This window comes from Neisseria sp. HMSC066H01, from assembly GCF_001837375.1.
Taxonomy (GTDB): Bacteria; Pseudomonadota; Gammaproteobacteria; order Burkholderiales; family Neisseriaceae; genus Neisseria.
Window position 1 is genome coordinate 449,243 of record NZ_KV832195.1, and the last position, 17,022, is coordinate 466,264.

The window sequence follows — 17,022 nt, forward strand, 5'->3', positions numbered from 1 at the left end:
CTTGGAGAACCGAAATGTCCAAACTGACCCCACGCGAAATCCTGACCGCCGGCGCAGTTGTGCCTGTGATGGCGATTGACGACTTAAGCACCGCCGTCGATTTGTCCCACGCCCTTGTCGAAGGCGGCATCCCTACCCTCGAAATCACCCTGCGCACCCCCGTCGGCCTCGACGCCATCCGCCTGATTGCCAAAGAAGTGCCCAATGCCATCGTCGGCGCAGGTACGGTAACCAATCCCGAACAGCTCAAAGCCATCGAAGACGCAGGCGCGGTTTTTGCCATCAGCCCGGGTTTGCATGAATCCCTCGCCAAAGCCAGCCACAACAGCGGCATCCCCCTGATTCCCGGCGTTGCCACTCCGGGCGAAGTCCAACTGGCTTTGGAACACGGCATCGACACCCTCAAACTCTTCCCTGCCGAAGTCGTTGGCGGCAAAGCCATGCTCAAAGCCCTCTACGGCCCTTACGCCGACGTGCGCTTCTGCCCGACCGGCGGCATCAGCCTGGCAACTGCACCCGAATACTTGGCACTGCCTAATGTCTTGTGCGTCGGTGGCTCATGGCTGACCCCGAAAGAAGCCATCAAAAACAAAGACTGGAACACCATCACCCGTCTGGCTCGCGAAGCTGCCGCTTTGAAACCCAAAGCCTAATCAGGTTATAGGTTAAAAGAGTAAAGGCCGTCTGAATATGATTTCAGACGGCCTTTTCTTTACTGCAAGCATACTGAATCAAGCATTATTCAGCTTGATATTTATCCTAACTGGCGGCATTGACACACAAAGATTCAATCTTACCTGCCCTCGGGAAGCGGATAGTGTAATGTCCTTTCTGATCGATTTCGGCAAAGCTGAAGCGGTTTTCAGGCGTATCACCATCAGCCCCCACTTCCAAAGCAATCCGTTTGCCTTTCGGGTCTTTTACAACGACACCGGGACTGACAGGCGCGAATGAAAGCACTAAACCGGCATCTGCCGAGCTATTAAAGCCATACACTTGGCCACGTTTAACCTGTAAGGGTTGGTCAATGCAGCCTGTTTCGTTCAGAGGCAGCATTTTTTCAGCAGAGGCAAATGCCGCGCTCCCTAACCCTAAGGCAAAAATCAGAGAAAAACTCAAATATTTCATATAGTTTCCTTTTAAAATTGAAATTTGAATGTAAACAGAAATTTAGCCAAATATCCGCCTCATTTTAATTATCCCTGTTCCAACACTTTCCGTGCCGCCTCCACGCCCCAATACAAAGCCTCTTCAAATACCGAATAGCCGCTTAAGTCACTGTGTGCAAACAATAATCCAGTATTTCGATTTCTGATTTTTAATAAAGCCTTATCGCTTAAATAGCCGGGTTTCGGCACGCTCATGCCATGTCCGCGAACGGTAATGTCAACATGGGAAACATGCCGCCAAAAGCCTTCGCCGTAAGCGGTAAGCAAATCTTGTGCGGCAAGCCGGAGCAGCTCTTCATCGCTTGCTTCAAGCAGTTGGCGGCGGACGGCTTGCGGCGCATCGTGGTTGAGCGCGGCGTAGGCGGTAAAAATCGTGCGTTCGGGACGGGCAACCCGGATAAGCTGGTTGGTCGCAACAACATAGCCCAACCCTTGGCTGCCGTAAACCACATTGTCCCACGCAAGTTCGCTGTTGTTTTTTTCTTTCGGGAAACTGTGCAGTTCAAAATTGGAAATCAGCCATGGCGCGTATTCAGGAATGTCCAGACCAAATTGTTCGGGAGATTCAATAATGCGGGCGGCAACCATCAGCGGCATGGCGGAGATAAGGTGTTGCGCGGTGACGGCAACGGTTTCTCCTTTTGCATTATCACGCAGCCACACTTCAATCCAGCCGTCTGAAAGCGGTTTGATTTTGACGGCGGAAGCGTTGATGGAAGCGGGTTTGTCGAGGCGGATGCGGTTTTCAGACGGCCATTGCCAACCTTCCTGCAAACCGGCATGACGGCGCAGGTTTTCAGAAAGATGTGCCAAACCTTCGGGCCAAGTGAGGACGGTTTCCGCGCTGTTGCGGGCGGCAAAATAATGCAGTCCGGCAAAGGCGGATACTTGCCCGATGCCTTGTCCGTAATCGTCGCGGCAACAATAATCGAGATACCACAAAAGCTCGGGTGAGGTGTAGCCCTCTTGCGCAAGCCATTGTTTGAACGTCAAGCTATCAAGTTTTCGCCATGTTTCATCTACCGATGACAACGCAATCGGAATGGCAAAAATTTTCTTACCGTCATTGCCGTAAGCCTGTTTCAGACGGCCGATTAAATCAAAAAACCGTTTAGAATCCGCATCTTCTTTCGGCAATAAATGTTCCACCCATTTATCCTGATACAAGAGGCGCGACTCGGGCGCATAGACCAAATCGGTTTCCCTAAAGCTGCCGTCCGACTGCAAAATACCGAAATCCGCCAACATCTCGCGCACATACACGCTTTCTTTCGACGGCAAAGCCAAATAATGCGCACCGCTCGGCGCTTTCAGGCCGTCTGAAGACGTATAGGCAGCATTGTTGCCATTGCGTTCAAATCCTTCTGCCAACAATACATCGCGGTGATTATGCTTCGCCAAATACCACAACGCCCCCAAACCCGCCGCACCGCCGCCGAGTATCAACGTATTGCATTCATAACAACTGGTCGGCGGGCTGAGCAATTCCCCGTCACGCAACAAATGCCCCAACGGCAAGCCGACACGGTTAATAGAAACCGGCGGTTTGCGGTTGAGGTATTGGTAAGTCTGCCAAGAGAAAGTGGACGCAGCGCCAAGCGCGGCGGTATAGCTGAGAAATTGACGGCGGGTTAGCATGTTTTATAAAAAGATCATCTGAAAAAAAAATGAGATAGCGGTTGCTTTAGTTTGAGTGCACCTCGTACTATTTATGTCCACCAGAATAACCACTGTAGCCGCTGCCCGAATAAGACGAATCACCTTCATCTACGCTAACATAGTTGAATAAGGTAGCAATAAAAATCATAAAGAAGAAGCCAAGTATCATAACACCCCTCTCTTCTTCGTAATCGTCATCATCTTTAAATCTCTCCGCTATCCATATCCACACCAATGCAAACAAACTAACCCCAATGCCTTCAAAGCTCAACAAATCCGGAGACAACCACGCCGGAAGATTGATAACGATGAGAATCAACGTAGCAAAAGCACGGATTCTGTCATCACGATCTTCAGGACGCCTCTCTTCGTTTGTCAGCCATAAGCCAAACGCACCTACCGAATCACGCGGCAGGTCGAATGCCTTTCTCATTTGGCTGTAAGGAATAGGTTTGCTTCTGCTCCAAACCGTTTCATCCTTGCCCTGTTCGGCACACAATCTGGAATTGTCAGAATAATCTGTTGCTGAGCGGTATTCGGTATAGTCAATCACATCCCCGCTTTTGACACACCAATAAAACGCTCCCGCTGCTGTTTCAACCCGCCCGCCGTAACGATCAACCACCTTCTCATCGATAGGGTTGCCGTTGACATCAAACTCCGGCCATGCTTGCAAAGTTTCCGAAAACCGCCAGCTATTTCCCGATTCTACCAACCAAGCAAAGCCCTGCTGTGTATTGTAAAGCAGGTATTCCGTCCACTTCCCAAACCGCTCTTCCTTGACAACATAGTTACGGGTAATACTGCCGAAAGGGATTTCGGCATATTGTACGGCGCCAATCACCCGATATTCCGTATCGTTCAGACGGCCTATCGTGCCAATATCCAGCGTAAACAGGTTTTGCTGTGCCTGCCGTGCCGTATTTTCTTTCATCAATTCGACAGTATCTTTCGTCGTATTCAGACTGCTGCCGCAAGAGGAACAAAGAAGAAAAGAAGTTACGCCACTTGGCCAATGAACCGATGCACCACAATTAGGGCAGGCTTCGGCGTGAATTTCTCCTTTCAGATGACCTGCACTTGCCTGGATTTCATCATCGCTGCGTAAGTTTTCCAGCTTCAGGCTATTCAAACTGACAACGCGGCCAAGATAAATAGTGAGTGGCGATACTGTAAAATCTATGGTCAGAAACAGCTTGCCACAACGAAAATCACAAATCTTACCTGTCGCCTTTTTTGCGGTCAGGTTAAACGGTAACTCTCCTTGTGCATCAGTATTGCAGTAATGGATGGTGCGTGCGTCTGAAACGACAAAAGTTTTACCGTCCAACTCGAAAGAGCTCTGCCCAAGGCGAACTGACTCAAAAGTTGTCGGCAACCCTTTTGCCTTGCCTGAAGCCTCACAGGTCATAGCATATAAATCACCAACTTCAGACAGCCAACCGGTCAGACCATCATCGAACAAAGCATACCATTCGTTCCATACGCCGACATCGTAATGCACCTGCAATCTTCCGATCAACGTAAAATTCCGATGCGCAAAAACACCCCTCGTACCGATTTGCAACGGACTGAAATCCTCCAAGAGCGCAGAATCCCGCTCCGAATATGAGACAATGCTCCCGCTTTTTTTCTTTCCTTTTCTAACTACCAGCATACTGTAGCAATGACCACACACCAGCGTCACGGCAGTAGCGGAATATGCCTCCACAGGCGCGCCACAGCTTGGGCAATCGGTTTTAAAAAAAGCGTTTTTTCCATATAACGTCAATATTTCAGTTTAATCAGCACAAGGTTTAAGGCCGTCTGAAAACGGATTGAATATGCTTTCAGACGGCCTGACAGATTTTATTATTCAACCAAGAGCTGTATATCGCCCAGTATACCTTCGCCACGTTGCTCAACCGTCCAAACAGCCCTTTCTGCCGCCAATTCCCTGCACAAGATTTCCTTCACTTTTTCCAATTTCATACCGCCGCAAATAAATGCGTCAATGGCGGCGAAATGGTGTTCCGGCCAAGTGTGGATGCTGATGTGGGACTCGGCAAGCAGTAAAACGCCGGTTACGCCGCCTGCGCCACCGAATGTGTGGAAATGTTCGGTCAATATGGTGGCTTCTGCAGCCTGTGCGGCAGCTGCTAAAGCGGTTTTCAGACGGCCTTCATCTTTTAAGATGGCTTCATCGCAGCCATATAAGTCCAATAGGCCATGATTACCGGGGACATGGGTCATTTATGGCCTCCGGAATAACCACTGCCGCCGTAATAGCCGCCGGAGTGCATACGCGAGCTATCGGAATCGGAAGAGCCGTAGCTGATGATCATGGAGATGACGATGATGATGGTGCTGAAAATGATGTAAGTGATTCTCGACATGTTAATCCTCGTCCTCGTCTTTTTTGCCCATGGTCCACAACAACCAGCATCCTATAAAGATGACGGTAAGTGCGGCAGAGCTGTCGCCGGTCAGAAGCGCAGGGAGGTTGACGACAACCAAGATGGCGGTCATTATGATTCTTAATGATTTATCAATACCGTCTGCCGCCATGTTTGCAGTGTAATGCGGAGCGCGGCTGGTCAAATTAAATGCATCTGCAATTTCCCGATAAGCAATGGGTGTACTTCTGCTCCATGCCATTTCGTGACTGTTTAGTTCTGCGCCAAGCTTACGGCTTTGTCCGTCTCGGTAATCGCTGTAATAATTCAAATCACCGTTTCGGACACGCCAATAAAACGCTCCGCTGGCAATCCTGACCCGTCCGCCATAGTCATAAAGTTTGCCATAGCCTTGCGGTTGACGATTGCGGTCGAGGCGCGGCCAATCGCTCAAGGTTTCGGAAATATTCCAACCTTCATCAGCTTCAACCAGCCATAAGAAGCCCTGAGTTGGGTTGTAAAGCAGATATTCCGACCATTGGCCTTCGGGTGTGAGCACGCGGTTGGCGCCGTTGAACAGGTTATCGAATGTTTCCTGTGCGTCAGTTTCGGCGTATCTGATCGCTCCCATAACGTAAAATTCGCGTTTTTTCAGACGGCCTGTCGAGCCGATAGGCAGAGTAAACAGCGTATTTTGGGACAAACGCAGATTATTGGCGGTAATAAGTTCCGCTTTATCTTTGCCGACTGCCAATTCGCTGCCGCAACTTTGACAGTTCAGATGGGAAGTCAGACCATTTACCCAATGAATGGAAGAGCCGCAGTTAGGACAGTTTTCTGAAGTAATACTGCCTTTCAGACGGCCTGCGCTTTCTTTAATTTCATCTTCGTGGCGCGTGTTTTCCAGCTTCAAATCATCTAGGTTTACCATCCGCCCGAAGAAGGCTTCGGGAGTTTTATTGTTGTAATCGAGCGTGATGAAAAGGTTTTCGCAACGCCAGTCAGAAACCCGATTTTCTGTATCCTCTTTCAAAACAAACGGCAATTCGCCCTGCGCGGCGGCACGTTTCAAACTGATTTTGCGGACATCGGAGGCAATATAGTGCTTATCTTGAAAAGTCAGCTCGCTAAATCCGGCTCGCGTGTCTTCAAATTTCGGCGGATTATCGATTTCGACCGGCATGGTCATCACATACAAATCGCCCGCCTCAGAAAGCCACCCGGCCCTGCCGTCGTCAAATAGCGCATACCATTCATTCCACGCGCCATCGTCGTATTGCACCTGAAGCCGTCCGACCAAGGTAAAGCGTTGTGCGACAAATGTGCCGCTGGTTCCGATTTGCAGCGGACTAAAATCTTCCAGCAATGCGGAATCGCGGCCGGAGTCGACAACACCGTTATCTTGCCGCACCAGCATGCTGTTGCAATAGCCGCACACCAGCGTCACGGCAGAAGCAGAATGCGCTTCGACGGGTGCGCCGCAGCTTGGGCAGTCGGTTTTGAAGAAAGGAGTTTGAGACATGGATTTGCTTTTCCAGAATGGGTTGGAATGTTTCAGACGGCCTTAACGTTTTTGAAGTCGGACAGGCTTAATCAAATCATTTGAAAGGCCGTCTGAAAACTTTTTCACTTCACAGAAGCAGCTCAACGCTTCTTTTGAATGATATTTTTCAGACGGCCTTCAATTGATCAACCAATCAGCTGTTTCAACACTTCAGCCTTGGCTTTGTCAAAATCTTCTTGCGAAATCAAACCGCCATCCAGCAAAGACTTAAGTTTCACCAATTTAGCCTGCGGATCTTCGGCAGCCGGCTGAACATTTTGTTGAGCCTGTTGCGCATTCGGCTGCATCATGCCAGACATGGCACCCGCCATCGCCTGACCAATACCGGCACCCACGCCCAAACCGGCACCGATTCCGGCAAGTCCGCCTTCATTTTGTGCCGCAAGCGGGATAGATTCGGCGGTTTGATATTGGGTGTAACGTCCCAAATCGCCGATAACGCCCATCGAAATTTTCTTATCCAACGCAGCCTGAATAGACGCGGGCAAGGTAATGCTTTCAACAGTGAAATTTTCCAGCGCCAAACCCAGCTTGGCAAATTCTGCGCCGAGCAATTCGCCGATTTTTTGCGACAACAAAACTTGGTTCGCAGCCATATCCAAAAACGGAATACCGGAGCTGCCAAACGCGGCAGCCAGTTGAGTGACTGCAATATTGCGCAGCTGGTTTTCCAAATCTACGCCGCTGTATTGCGCCGCCACACCGCTGACTTCTTTGAAGAATTTTGCTGGATCGCTGATGCGGTAAGAATACATACCGAACGAACGCAGTTGCACCGCACCAAACTCGGCATCGCGCACGGTAACAGGTTGGGACGTACCCCATTTTCGTGCGAGCTGCTGTTTGGTATTGAAAAAGTAAACATCCGATTTAAACGGAGATTCAAAGAGCTTGTCCCAGTTTTTCAAGTTGGTCAGCACCGGCAGCGTTTGCGTATTAAGCGTGTAACGCCCCGGACCGAACACGTCGGCGGTTACGCCTTCATCGACAAACATCGCCATCTGCGCCTCACGCACAGTCAGGCTCGCACCGTTTTGGATCTCCTCATCGGCAATCGGGAAACGCCACATCAGCAGGCTGTCGTCAGGATTCGGCCATTGGATGACGTCGATAAACTGTTTCTTGATAAAGTTGAACATCGCAGTTCCTTATTTTAAGAAGAAGGGATAACTTATGGGCAGCCAGGTCAATTTGCCTGGTCGGTTATATCGCTTATTTTAAATAGATAAAACGTTATACGATATTAACATTTAAAATGTCTTTAATGTATGTGAATAGAGTGGGCGGCTGTATATACTTTTATCGCAAACTAAATAATAACTATGGAAATATTAACTTATTGAAAATTCAAAATTAAACCTCTTACGACTCAGTTTTACACGTTTTCCAGGTTTTTTTATCCATACTGTCTCATAAAAAAGACAAATATTTGCGATAAATCATTAAAGAAATTAATAAAAGTAAATATATTACCCATCGACATTGTTAATATTCATTAAATATTATAAACTTTGCCATGCAATGGTACTAAATTATCACACTGATTTTTCCAAACTAAAAGGAATTTACATGAAAAATTCTGCTCATTTTTGTCTTGCTGTGTTGGCACTGTCTGCTGCAGTAGGCGCACAGGCTGCCCGCCCTGTTGAGTTTACCGTTGGCAGCGAATATTACAACGAAACCTATCGCGAATATGAACAAGATGGTAGCCGAATAATGCAACAAAAAGGCAACCTGTGGTCTATTAATGCGGGGGTTAAATACCGTTTCAACGATCGCCATGCGGCAAAATTGGAAGGCCGTTATTCCCGTGGTAAATCAGATTACACAGGAAGTTTCCAAAATGGATTTGGTGAATCCACAGGTTATGGTTCTGCCACACTCAAAGACGCCCCACGTCGTGCATACGATATCCGTGCCTTATATGAATATACACATCCGATTAACGATCGCTTTAGCCTGACTGCCGGTGCAGGCTTGGGACACCGTGTTCTGAGAGATTTGAGCCGACGTGTCGATCCTGATGATTATGACCGCAAAAACCGAACTACATATGCGCAAATCAATGCCGGTGTGAATGTTGCCCTTCCTGCAAACTTTGAGATTTCTCCTCGTATTGCCTACAATCGTGCCGTTAAGGGCCGCCAGTATTCTTACGAGCCAGATCGAGAAGAAACCAGAATGAAACAAGGTGGCGGACAAGGTATTGAGGTTGAAGTACCAGTATCTAAAAAATTCGCTAACGGTTCTAAAATCACCCTAACCCCGTTCTATCGCGGCTGGAAAGTCAAAGATTCAAACTTCACTGTTACAGAAGACTATGGCTTCGTTCAATTGGGCGCGATCGAACCTAAAAACCGCACCCGAGAAACAGGTGTAAGATTGCAATACTCATTCTAATTTAACGAAGTAGTTAAAACGTTTCAGACGGCCTTGTATATAACAGGCCGTCTGAATTTTTTGATGCTTTCAGAATTTCACTATAACGCCAATACCATCAGACATAAGACCTTATCAGTCAAAAAAATCTACCGATAATTTTTCTAGGTAGGAGTCAGGATCAGCACATCTTTTGCTATCCAACCGACCATCAACATCAAGTCAAGCAAGCAGCGTTCAAAATGCCAATCGAAATGGACACTGCGCCAAACAACGCGCCGACAGCGACATTGTTGCCGATGAGTTCTGCGGTAGCGCCTTTAATCATCATGGTAGCGGCGAAATAGACAAAAATCTGAATCACGGCTGCGGCAAGGGCCCACAGGATAAAATCGATGAAGCTGACGCTGTGGGCAATACTTGAAGCCAGTGTCAGACAGAAACCGACCAACGCTCCACCAAATGATAAGGCGCAGGCAAGATTGCCGTTTTTAATCAGGCGCAATTCCTCAACAGGTGTAATCCGCAGATATACGGCGGCAAAAACAACAGTCATGGCGATACCTGCCAACATATATTGCAGGTAGAGCAGATATTGGGACAGAGAAATACTCACGATAAGATTCCTTGGTTTGCAATAAAGTGATTATGCCATACTTTTGAAGATAAACCCTTTAGAAAATACGGCATTTTGGGAGCACTTCAGGCCGTCTGAAACAGCCTGATTTTTAATTCATGTTTTATTGTGATAATTGTTGACGATTTTTGTATATTTATGTAACTATTGCGCACCGCTATTTATTAGATCAAAGAGGAGAATATGAGCATACTCGCCGCCATCCGCCCCAAAGAGCCTTTGCGCCATTTGCGCTGGTTTGATATGCTGATTGTAACCACTATCCTGTTCGGTCAATTTGCCTACCGCTCCACCCAACTTTATATCGCCAGCCTGATGCCGCAAGTGGAAACGGCCGCCGTTGCCGAAGAGGCGCGCGATACTGCGGTAACCGGCGTGGCTTATTCGGAAAACATGAGCCTGCAGTTGACGCTGCTTGCTATTGCTCTGATTTACCTCATTATCCGCCGTTTCGACTTCAAACAATTGCCGATTCGTTTTAATTTAGGCGTGTTGTTTTGGACGCCTGTGATTTTTATCCTGATGGGCCTAACCGCCGATGCGGTAACTTCATTAAGCGGCGGCTACAATTACTTTACCACTGAAATCTTCCAATACATCAAACCATTATCCATCTTCGATAAATTCGCCGCCCTTGCGCCGATGGCCATCCTCTACGGCCTTTTAAACGGCTTTTATGAGGAATTCTGTTTTCTCGGCCTCTTGACCTGCGTGAAAGACAAATACAAATGGCAGGCATTGGCCTATTCGACCTTGGTGCGCATCTCCTTCCATACTTACCAAGGCATGCTTTGGGCAACCGTTATCGGCGTCATTTTCGGCTTGATGTACTACTTCTTCTACAAATACAAAGTCAAAAACCTGCTGCCGTTTTTCCTGATTCATGCCTTGGCAGATATCTTCGGCTCCGGCTTCATCTATTTGATTTGCGCTTAATGGCAACGGTTGACTGAATAAACAAGGCCGTCTGAAACATTATCTTTCAGACGGCCTTTGATGATTAATCGGCTTACTTAATTAAAGTAATCGCCACATCCGCATCTTCTGTTGCAACGGCCTCAATCACGACATCGCCGCCAAACCGCAACACCGAGCCTGCGCCGACCGTATGTTTTTCCTTCTGATTCAAGGTTACGTCAAAGCTTCCTTTTCCAACGGCAAAAATCAACGTTTTAAAACCCGGATGATCGTGCGGCTTAATCTGCTCCCCTTTTTTCATGTCTTTCTTAACGACCATGTAATTTTCGCCGCTGAAAATCTTACCGTTTTCAGAAGAAACCTCTCCCAAAGGCGCGGCAGAAACGGCAACGGAAAACAAAGCGGACAGCAATACGGCAGCAATATTGGCAACTTTCATGGCAAGCCTTTCTTAAAAACAGGGCTTCCATTCTATAAAAACCCACTTTATTATTCAATAATAATTCTTATTTTCTAATAAAAAGGCCGTCTGAAACCCAACGATATTGTTCAGACGGCCTGATTGACCTGTATAATATTTTCTTATTAAGAAAATCGCTTTACATACCCATCAAATGGAAACCGTCAGAAAAGATCCGCTCGGCTCGGCATGGGTGGTTATTGCCGCACTCAGCTTTACCGTCATGAACCTCTCCGTCAAAGCCGCCTCTACACATTTCGGCTTTTCCAGCAGCGAGCTGGTCTTTTGGCGCATGCTGGTCTCCACCCTGTTCTTAGGCGCCATGGCCAAAGCGCAAGGCAACACATTTTCCACGCCGCATTGGAAAACCCATCTTAACCGTAGCGTCATCGGCACGCTTGCTATGATGTGCACGATTTATTCCGTCATGCATCTGCCGCTGGCAACAGGCGTCACACTCAACTACACGTCCTCCATCTGGCTTGCCATCTTTTCATTTTTCATTTTAAAAGAAAGAATTACGCTTTATACCCAAGCCATTTTGGTTATGGGCTTTATCGGCGTTATCCTGTTGCTCAACCCATCTTTTCAAGGCGGACAGGAATTTGCCGCGCTGGTCAGCTTAGCAGGCGGCGCCATGTCGGGCTGGGCGTATTTGAAGGTGCGCGAACTCTCGCTTTTGGGCGAGCCGGGCTGGCGCGTGGTGTTTTATCTGTCGCTTACCGGCCTGATTATGTCTGCCATTTGGAATTGCTTTACCGGCTGGCATCCGCTGACCGTGTCTTCCCTGCCCTATCTGGCCGGCATCGGCATCTCCGCCATGATTGCCCAACTTGCCATGACCCGCGCCTATAAGGTCGGCAAGAAATTTACCGTTGCCTCGCTTTCCTACCTGGCTGTCGTTTTCTCCGCCCTGTCCGGCGTACTGCTTTTCGGCGATAAAATCACTTGGCAGGAAGCCGCCGGCATGGTTATCATTGTTGCAGGCGGCGTGTTCAGCAGTTTTACTCCGGCCTCAATCAAAAAATTTCTGATGAAGCAATAATTTAACAAGGAGAACACCATGATTTCCATCCGCGAACAATCTTACGGCTTAAACGTAGCGCTGTACAACGAGTTCACTTTGGACGATTTCCGCCAATTGGAAGAAGCCTTGTTGGCCGCAAAACAAAAAGTTCATCTGCCCGACATCCTGTTGGACTTGTCCATGCTGAAAGACTTCACCATCGATATGGCGGTCGAGCAAATCAAATTCCTCAACCAACACGAAACCGACTTCGGCCGCGTTGCCGTCATTACCGACGACATTTGGATCAAACTCGGCGCGCGCCTTTCCAGCCTCTTGACCAACCAACATCCCAAATATTTCAGCGACGCTGCCGAAGCACAGGCTTGGCTGTTGGCAAGCAATTTGAAATAAAGACAAGGCCGTCTGAACGCATTACTTGAGCAAATTCAAAACCGCTTAGGCTCAAAATCAACGGTATCACAATATTTTTCAAAGTATCAAAAAGGCCGTCTGAAACCTTGCAACCTGCAACGTTTCAGACGGCCTTTCATCGTTTTTATTCAAAAACTTACATCACATCCAATACATCAATACCCAACAATTCCAAGCCTTGTTTCAGCGTATCGCCGGTCAGCTTCGCCAGTTGCAGGCGGCTGTTGCGGGTTGCGCCTTCTGATTTCAGAATCGGGCAGGCTTCGTAGAAGCGGCTGAACAGGGTGGCGATTTGATAGAGGTAGGCGGCGAGGTAGTGCGGATACGCGGTATCTGCCACGCTTTGCAGTACGTCTTCGAATTTCAGCAGCTCGGCGGCCAGTTGTTTTTCCAAAGGTTCAGTCAAAACGGTTGGCGCGGTTGCGTCCCATTCGCCTGCTTTGCGGAATACGCTTTGTACGCGGGTATAGGCGTATTGCAGGTAAGGGGCGGTATTGCCTTCAAACGAGAGCATGGCATCCCAGTCGAACACATAATCGCTGGTGCGGTTTTTGCTCAAATCGGCATATTTGACCGCGCCGATGCCGACGGTTTTACCGATTTTACCAGCTTCGTCTGCACCCAATTCAGGATTTTTCTCTTTCACCAAAGCGGTGGCACGTTCAACAGCTTCAGTCAGTAGATCAACCAGTTTCACGGTGTCGCCACTGCGCGTTTTGAACGGTTTGCCGTCTTTGCCCATCATCGTGCCGAAACCGATAAACTCGGCTTTTACATCTTCCGGCAGATAGCCTGCTTTGCGGGAAGTGGTAAAGAGTTGTTCAAAGTGCAGGGCTTGGCGGTGATCGACGACGTACAGCAGGCGGTCGGCTTTCAGACAGCCTATGCGGTAGCGCAGGCATGCCAAGTCGGTGGAAGCATAAAGGAAGCCACCACCTTGTTTTTGCACGATAAATGCGGCAGGTTCGCCCTCTTTGTTTTTAAACTCGTCCAAAAACACGACTTTCGCGCCGTCGTCTTCGACTGCTAGACCTTTTTTGACCAAATCATCGACCACAGGCTGCAAATTGTCGTTGTACGTCGATTCGCCTGCTACGTCTTCGGGGCGCAGTTTCAAACCCAGCGTGTCGTAAACGGCTTGGGCGTGCGAGAGTGAAATATCGACAAACTGTTTCCACAATGCCAACACGGTTTCATCGCCGCCTTGCAGCTTCACAACGTATTCGCGCGCAGTGTCGGCGAAGGCAGGGTCTTCGTCAAAGCGCACTTTGGCGGCGCGGTAAAACTGCTCCAAATCCGCCAGTTCAAATGCGGCATTGTCTTTTTGCTGCTCGACCAAATAAGCGACCAACATGCCGAACTGCGTACCCCAGTCGCCGACGTGGTTTTGGCGGATGACGGTGTTGCCCATAAATTCCAACACGCGTGAAATGCTGTCGCCGATGATGCTGGAACGCAGGTGGCCGACGTGCATTTCTTTGGCTAGATTAGGCGAAGAATAGTCGATAACGACGGTTTGCGGTTTGTCGGTTTTCGCTATGCCGAAACGCGCGTCGTTCAAGGCCGTCTGAATGTTTTGGGCGAGAAATTCGGGACACAGGCGCAGGTTGATAAAGCCGGGGCCGGCGACTTCCGCGCTTTCAATCACGGCGTTGTCGGCCAATGTTTCGGCCACTTTTTGCGCCAACTCGCGCAGATTTTGTTTGGCTTTTTTCGCTGCACCCATCACGCCGTTGATTTGGAAATCGCCGTGTTCGGCGTTTTTGGTCGGCTGCAAAACAACGGGGCTGTCGGCGATGCCTGCGGCGGCAAAGGCGGCGGCGGCTTCGCGTTCGACGGTTTGGTATAAATTCATGTTGTCGGTCTCTATCAATTCAAATCAGGCGGTATTTTAAAAGAATTTCGGGCTTTAAAACAGGGCAAGCTGCAATACTTTTCCAGCGGCTTGTTATATGATTGCATTCTGATTCAACGATTTTGCTGTAAAGGCCGTCTGAAAGGAAAAGCCATGAACCCCAAAAATACGCTTTGTCTGATTGTCGATATTCAAGAACGCCTGCTGCCCGCCCTTTCCGGCGCGGACGAAATGTTGGAACGCTGCCGCCTGCTGATTCAAGGCTTGACGGCTTTGGACGTACCCTTTGCCGTAACCGAACAATATCCGAAAGGTTTGGGCAACACTGTATCCGCCGTATCGCTGCTGTTGCCCGAAGGCACGCCTGTTGTCGAGAAAACCCGATTTTCGGCGTTTTTACCCGAAATTCAGGAAATCTTACGCAAAAATGATATCAAAAACGTTATTTTAGTGGGCGCAGAAGCGCATATCTGTATGCTTCAGACGGCCTTGGATTTGAAAGCGCAAGGTTACGCCGTATCCCTGCCTTTTGAATGCACCGCCTCGCGCACAACAGCCAACCGCGACAATGGTTTGGCGCAACTGAGCCGTCAGGGCATTACCGTTTCCAATGTCGAAAGTATTTTGTTCCAACTACTCGGCGATGCCAAACATCCGGCCTTTAAGACTATCTCCAAACTGATTCAATAACAGGCCGTCTGAAATGCAATACACCATCCGCCCTGCCCTGCGCCAAGACTTGCCCGCCATCGTCGATATTTACAACAGCACCGTGGCCACGCGCCAATCCACGGCCGATTTGTCGCCGACCACGGTTGCCGAACGCGAAATGTGGTTTGCCGCGCACACAGACAAACGCCCGATCTACGCCCTTTACGATGCCGACGGCACCGTATTGGCCTGGGGCAGTTTCAGCGACTACCATCCGCGCTACGCCTACCACATCAGCGCGGAAGTCAGCGTTTATGTCCGCCACGATATGCGCGGAGCAGGCGTGGGCAAAATCCTGTTGCGCCATATGCTCGAACGCGCGCCGTCCTTAGGCATCCGCAACGTCATCGCGCTTGTGTTCGGCCACAACTATCCGAGCCTGAACCTGTTTCACCGTTTCGGTTTTGAAGAATGGGGGCGGCTGCCGCAAGTCTGCGATTTGGAAACCATGTTGGCGGACGTCGTGATTTTGGGAAAAAGGATTGTGGATTGATTACGGCAAAGGCCGTCTGAAAACTGAATTCAGACGGCCTTTTGACGGCAAAACCTTTATTGCGGTTTCTTCGCCAGCATGGTAACGAATTTAAACTGAATCGGATTGCCGAATTCGTCTTTCGCGTGCATCGAACCCAGCTCTTCCTTGTATTCCACCAATTCCCAATCCTTATAGTATTCGCGCAGCTCGCCCTCGCCAAACTTGAACGGGAACGGCATCGGGCAAGGGAAATCTTCCGTATCCATCGCAGACACGATCAGATTGTAGCCGCCGGGGTTGGTGTGTTCCTTCATATTGGCAATCACGTCAGGAACGTAACGCGGCATCAGGAACATAAACACCACGGTCGCCACCATATAATCAAAGTTTTCCTGAATATTGGCGGCGTTGAGGTCGTATTCAAACGCGCGGACATTCAACTCTTCAATACGCGCCAGCTCTTCCACGTTTTGAACCGCATGGGGATTATTATCGACAGCGGTAACGTCAAAACCTTTCAAACCCAGATACAGCGCATTGCGGCCCTGACCGCAGCCCATATCCAAAACCTTGCCGACGGGCACAATGCCTTCGGCGGCGCGGACGGCCGAATGTGTCGCGCTCATGCCGTATTTCTTATTGAAATAGTCCGCCGCCTCGCAGTAAAACGACAGTTGGATTTCCGTGTCTTGCGTTTGCGGCGCGATAAAGTGCCATGCTTGCGGATGGATAATCCAATCATCGCTTTCAGGCGTCAACTCGTGCGTAGCCGTAATATTGCCCGCTTCGTCCACTTCGTTGAAGTTCAGACGGCCTTGGAGGACATTGAGGCAGCCCCAAGTACCGGCGGCGGTATTATGTTTGGACAACAAGGCTTCGGGAATCTCGTCCGCCGTCCATACTGGCATCTGTTTGTAACAAAACAATTCTTGCTGTTCGTTCATCATGTTTCCTTTCTATTTTGACGGTTTCAACACAGCTTCTGCCAAGGCTTTCTGAATGGCAATCACACTCTTGTCGCTTTTAAACTGCAAGGTTTCGGTCGGTGCCTCGCTAGAAGAAATCCAAATCTTCAGCTCGGCATCCAAATCGAAATGGCCCGAGGTTTCCACCGAAAAGCGCGATACGGAACGATACGGAATCGAACGGTAAGACACTTTCTTGCCGGTCAAACCCTGCTTGTCCACCAACACCAGCCGATACTCGGTAAACACAATCAAATCGCGCACCAGGCTGAATGCCATTCTTACCTGTTCGCCATCAATCAGGATATTCGCCAAATCGCGTTCTACCGCATCGGCGTCTTTTTGCGAAGCATTGCCCAAAAGGCCGCTGAACAATCCCATATCTGCCTGCTTTCTATACGAGTGATAAAGTGC

Annotated in this window: 19 protein-coding genes; 7 read left to right on the top strand and 12 right to left on the bottom strand. The window is 49.1% G+C overall.

The window, feature by feature from the left end; translation table 11 throughout:
• The first annotated feature begins 14 nt into the window (after positions 1–14).
• On the top strand, positions 15–653 hold the full coding sequence (locus HMPREF2551_RS08930) for a bifunctional 4-hydroxy-2-oxoglutarate aldolase/2-dehydro-3-deoxy-phosphogluconate aldolase (protein WP_070838542.1): 639 nt from the start codon (positions 15–17) through the stop codon (positions 651–653).
• Positions 654–759: 106 nt separating this feature from the next.
• Here the strand turns inward: HMPREF2551_RS08930 and HMPREF2551_RS08935 are convergent, their stop codons facing one another.
• The 7 genes from HMPREF2551_RS08935 to HMPREF2551_RS08960 form a co-directional block, all read right to left on the bottom strand.
• The gene (locus tag HMPREF2551_RS08935) at positions 760–1,128 is read right to left on the bottom strand and encodes a hypothetical protein (protein ID WP_070838544.1); all 369 of its coding nucleotides are present in this window, start codon (positions 1,126–1,128) and stop codon (positions 760–762) included.
• 68 nt (positions 1,129–1,196) lie between these two features.
• Positions 1,197–2,807 (bottom strand): NAD(P)-binding protein, encoded by a 1,611-nt coding sequence (locus HMPREF2551_RS08940; RefSeq protein ID WP_070838546.1) that lies wholly within the window; start codon positions 2,805–2,807, stop codon positions 1,197–1,199.
• 67 nt (positions 2,808–2,874) lie between these two features.
• Entirely contained in the window at positions 2,875–4,485 is a 1,611-nt protein-coding gene (locus HMPREF2551_RS08945) for a DUF4178 domain-containing protein (RefSeq protein ID WP_083323132.1), read from the bottom strand.
• A 194-nt stretch (positions 4,486–4,679) separates the two neighbouring features.
• Positions 4,680–5,060, bottom strand: a complete 381-nt coding sequence (gene speD / locus HMPREF2551_RS08950) for an adenosylmethionine decarboxylase (protein ID WP_070838550.1) — start codon at positions 5,058–5,060, stop codon at positions 4,680–4,682.
• Positions 5,057–5,203 carry a hypothetical protein gene (locus tag HMPREF2551_RS10620; protein ID WP_168167199.1) on the bottom strand — a complete coding sequence of 49 codons (147 nt, stop codon included), beginning with the start codon at positions 5,201–5,203 and terminating at the stop codon, positions 5,057–5,059. The genes speD and HMPREF2551_RS10620 overlap by 4 nt, the downstream gene beginning before the upstream one ends.
• 1 nt (position 5,204) lies before the next feature.
• Entirely contained in the window at positions 5,205–6,725 is a 1,521-nt protein-coding gene (locus HMPREF2551_RS08955) for a DUF4178 domain-containing protein (RefSeq protein WP_283122422.1), read from the bottom strand.
• Positions 6,726–6,892: 167 nt separating this feature from the next.
• Positions 6,893–7,906, bottom strand: coding sequence for an SPFH domain-containing protein (locus HMPREF2551_RS08960; protein ID WP_070838552.1), 1,014 nt, complete (start codon positions 7,904–7,906; stop codon positions 6,893–6,895).
• Positions 7,907–8,336: 430 nt separating this feature from the next.
• Between HMPREF2551_RS08960 and HMPREF2551_RS08965 the strand changes: the two genes are divergently transcribed.
• Entirely contained in the window at positions 8,337–9,167 is an 831-nt protein-coding gene (locus tag HMPREF2551_RS08965; protein WP_070823170.1) for an outer membrane beta-barrel protein, read from the top strand.
• A 196-nt stretch (positions 9,168–9,363) separates the two neighbouring features.
• On the opposite strand, the gene HMPREF2551_RS08970 is transcribed toward HMPREF2551_RS08965, so the two are convergent.
• Positions 9,364–9,762: a DUF350 domain-containing protein gene (locus tag HMPREF2551_RS08970; RefSeq protein WP_039861961.1), complete on the bottom strand. Its 399-nt coding sequence runs from the start codon at positions 9,760–9,762 to the stop codon at positions 9,364–9,366.
• A 204-nt stretch (positions 9,763–9,966) separates the two neighbouring features.
• Here HMPREF2551_RS08970 and HMPREF2551_RS08975 point away from each other — a divergent pair, with 204 nt between their 5' ends.
• Positions 9,967–10,719 carry a CPBP family glutamic-type intramembrane protease gene (locus tag HMPREF2551_RS08975; RefSeq protein WP_070838554.1) on the top strand — a complete coding sequence of 251 codons (753 nt, stop codon included), beginning with the start codon at positions 9,967–9,969 and terminating at the stop codon, positions 10,717–10,719.
• A gap of 73 nt (positions 10,720–10,792) precedes the next feature.
• Here HMPREF2551_RS08975 and HMPREF2551_RS08980 read toward each other — a convergent pair whose 3' ends face one another.
• A complete protein-coding gene (locus tag HMPREF2551_RS08980; protein WP_036491610.1) occupies positions 10,793–11,140 on the bottom strand; it encodes a cupin domain-containing protein in 348 nt (115 codons plus the stop codon).
• Between the two features lie 175 nt (positions 11,141–11,315).
• On the opposite strand from HMPREF2551_RS08980, the gene HMPREF2551_RS08985 reads away from it, so the two are divergent.
• Complete coding sequence (locus tag HMPREF2551_RS08985; protein ID WP_070838556.1) at positions 11,316–12,206, top strand: DMT family transporter; 891 nt, start codon at positions 11,316–11,318, stop codon at positions 12,204–12,206.
• Positions 12,207–12,224: 18 nt separating this feature from the next.
• Positions 12,225–12,581, top strand: a complete 357-nt coding sequence (locus HMPREF2551_RS08990; RefSeq protein WP_003678720.1) for a SpoIIAA family protein — start codon at positions 12,225–12,227, stop codon at positions 12,579–12,581.
• 157 nt (positions 12,582–12,738) lie between these two features.
• Here HMPREF2551_RS08990 and argS read toward each other — a convergent pair whose 3' ends face one another.
• Entirely contained in the window at positions 12,739–14,457 is a 1,719-nt protein-coding gene (argS, locus tag HMPREF2551_RS08995) for an arginine--tRNA ligase (RefSeq protein ID WP_070838558.1), read from the bottom strand.
• 153 nt (positions 14,458–14,610) lie between these two features.
• Here argS and HMPREF2551_RS09000 point away from each other — a divergent pair, with 153 nt between their 5' ends.
• Both HMPREF2551_RS09000 and HMPREF2551_RS09005 read left to right on the top strand, forming a co-directional pair.
• On the top strand, positions 14,611–15,147 hold the full coding sequence (locus HMPREF2551_RS09000; RefSeq protein WP_063075965.1) for an isochorismatase family protein: 537 nt from the start codon (positions 14,611–14,613) through the stop codon (positions 15,145–15,147).
• 13 nt (positions 15,148–15,160) lie between these two features.
• Positions 15,161–15,661, top strand: coding sequence for a GNAT family N-acetyltransferase (locus HMPREF2551_RS09005; RefSeq protein ID WP_070838560.1), 501 nt, complete (start codon positions 15,161–15,163; stop codon positions 15,659–15,661).
• Positions 15,662–15,717: 56 nt separating this feature from the next.
• Here HMPREF2551_RS09005 and tehB read toward each other — a convergent pair whose 3' ends face one another.
• Both tehB and HMPREF2551_RS09015 read right to left on the bottom strand, forming a co-directional pair.
• Positions 15,718–16,587 carry an SAM-dependent methyltransferase TehB gene (gene tehB / locus HMPREF2551_RS09010; protein ID WP_070838562.1) on the bottom strand — a complete coding sequence of 290 codons (870 nt, stop codon included), beginning with the start codon at positions 16,585–16,587 and terminating at the stop codon, positions 15,718–15,720.
• A gap of 12 nt (positions 16,588–16,599) precedes the next feature.
• Positions 16,600–16,989: a PH domain-containing protein gene (locus HMPREF2551_RS09015; RefSeq protein WP_036491598.1), complete on the bottom strand. Its 390-nt coding sequence runs from the start codon at positions 16,987–16,989 to the stop codon at positions 16,600–16,602.
• Positions 16,990–17,022 lie beyond the last annotated feature (33 nt).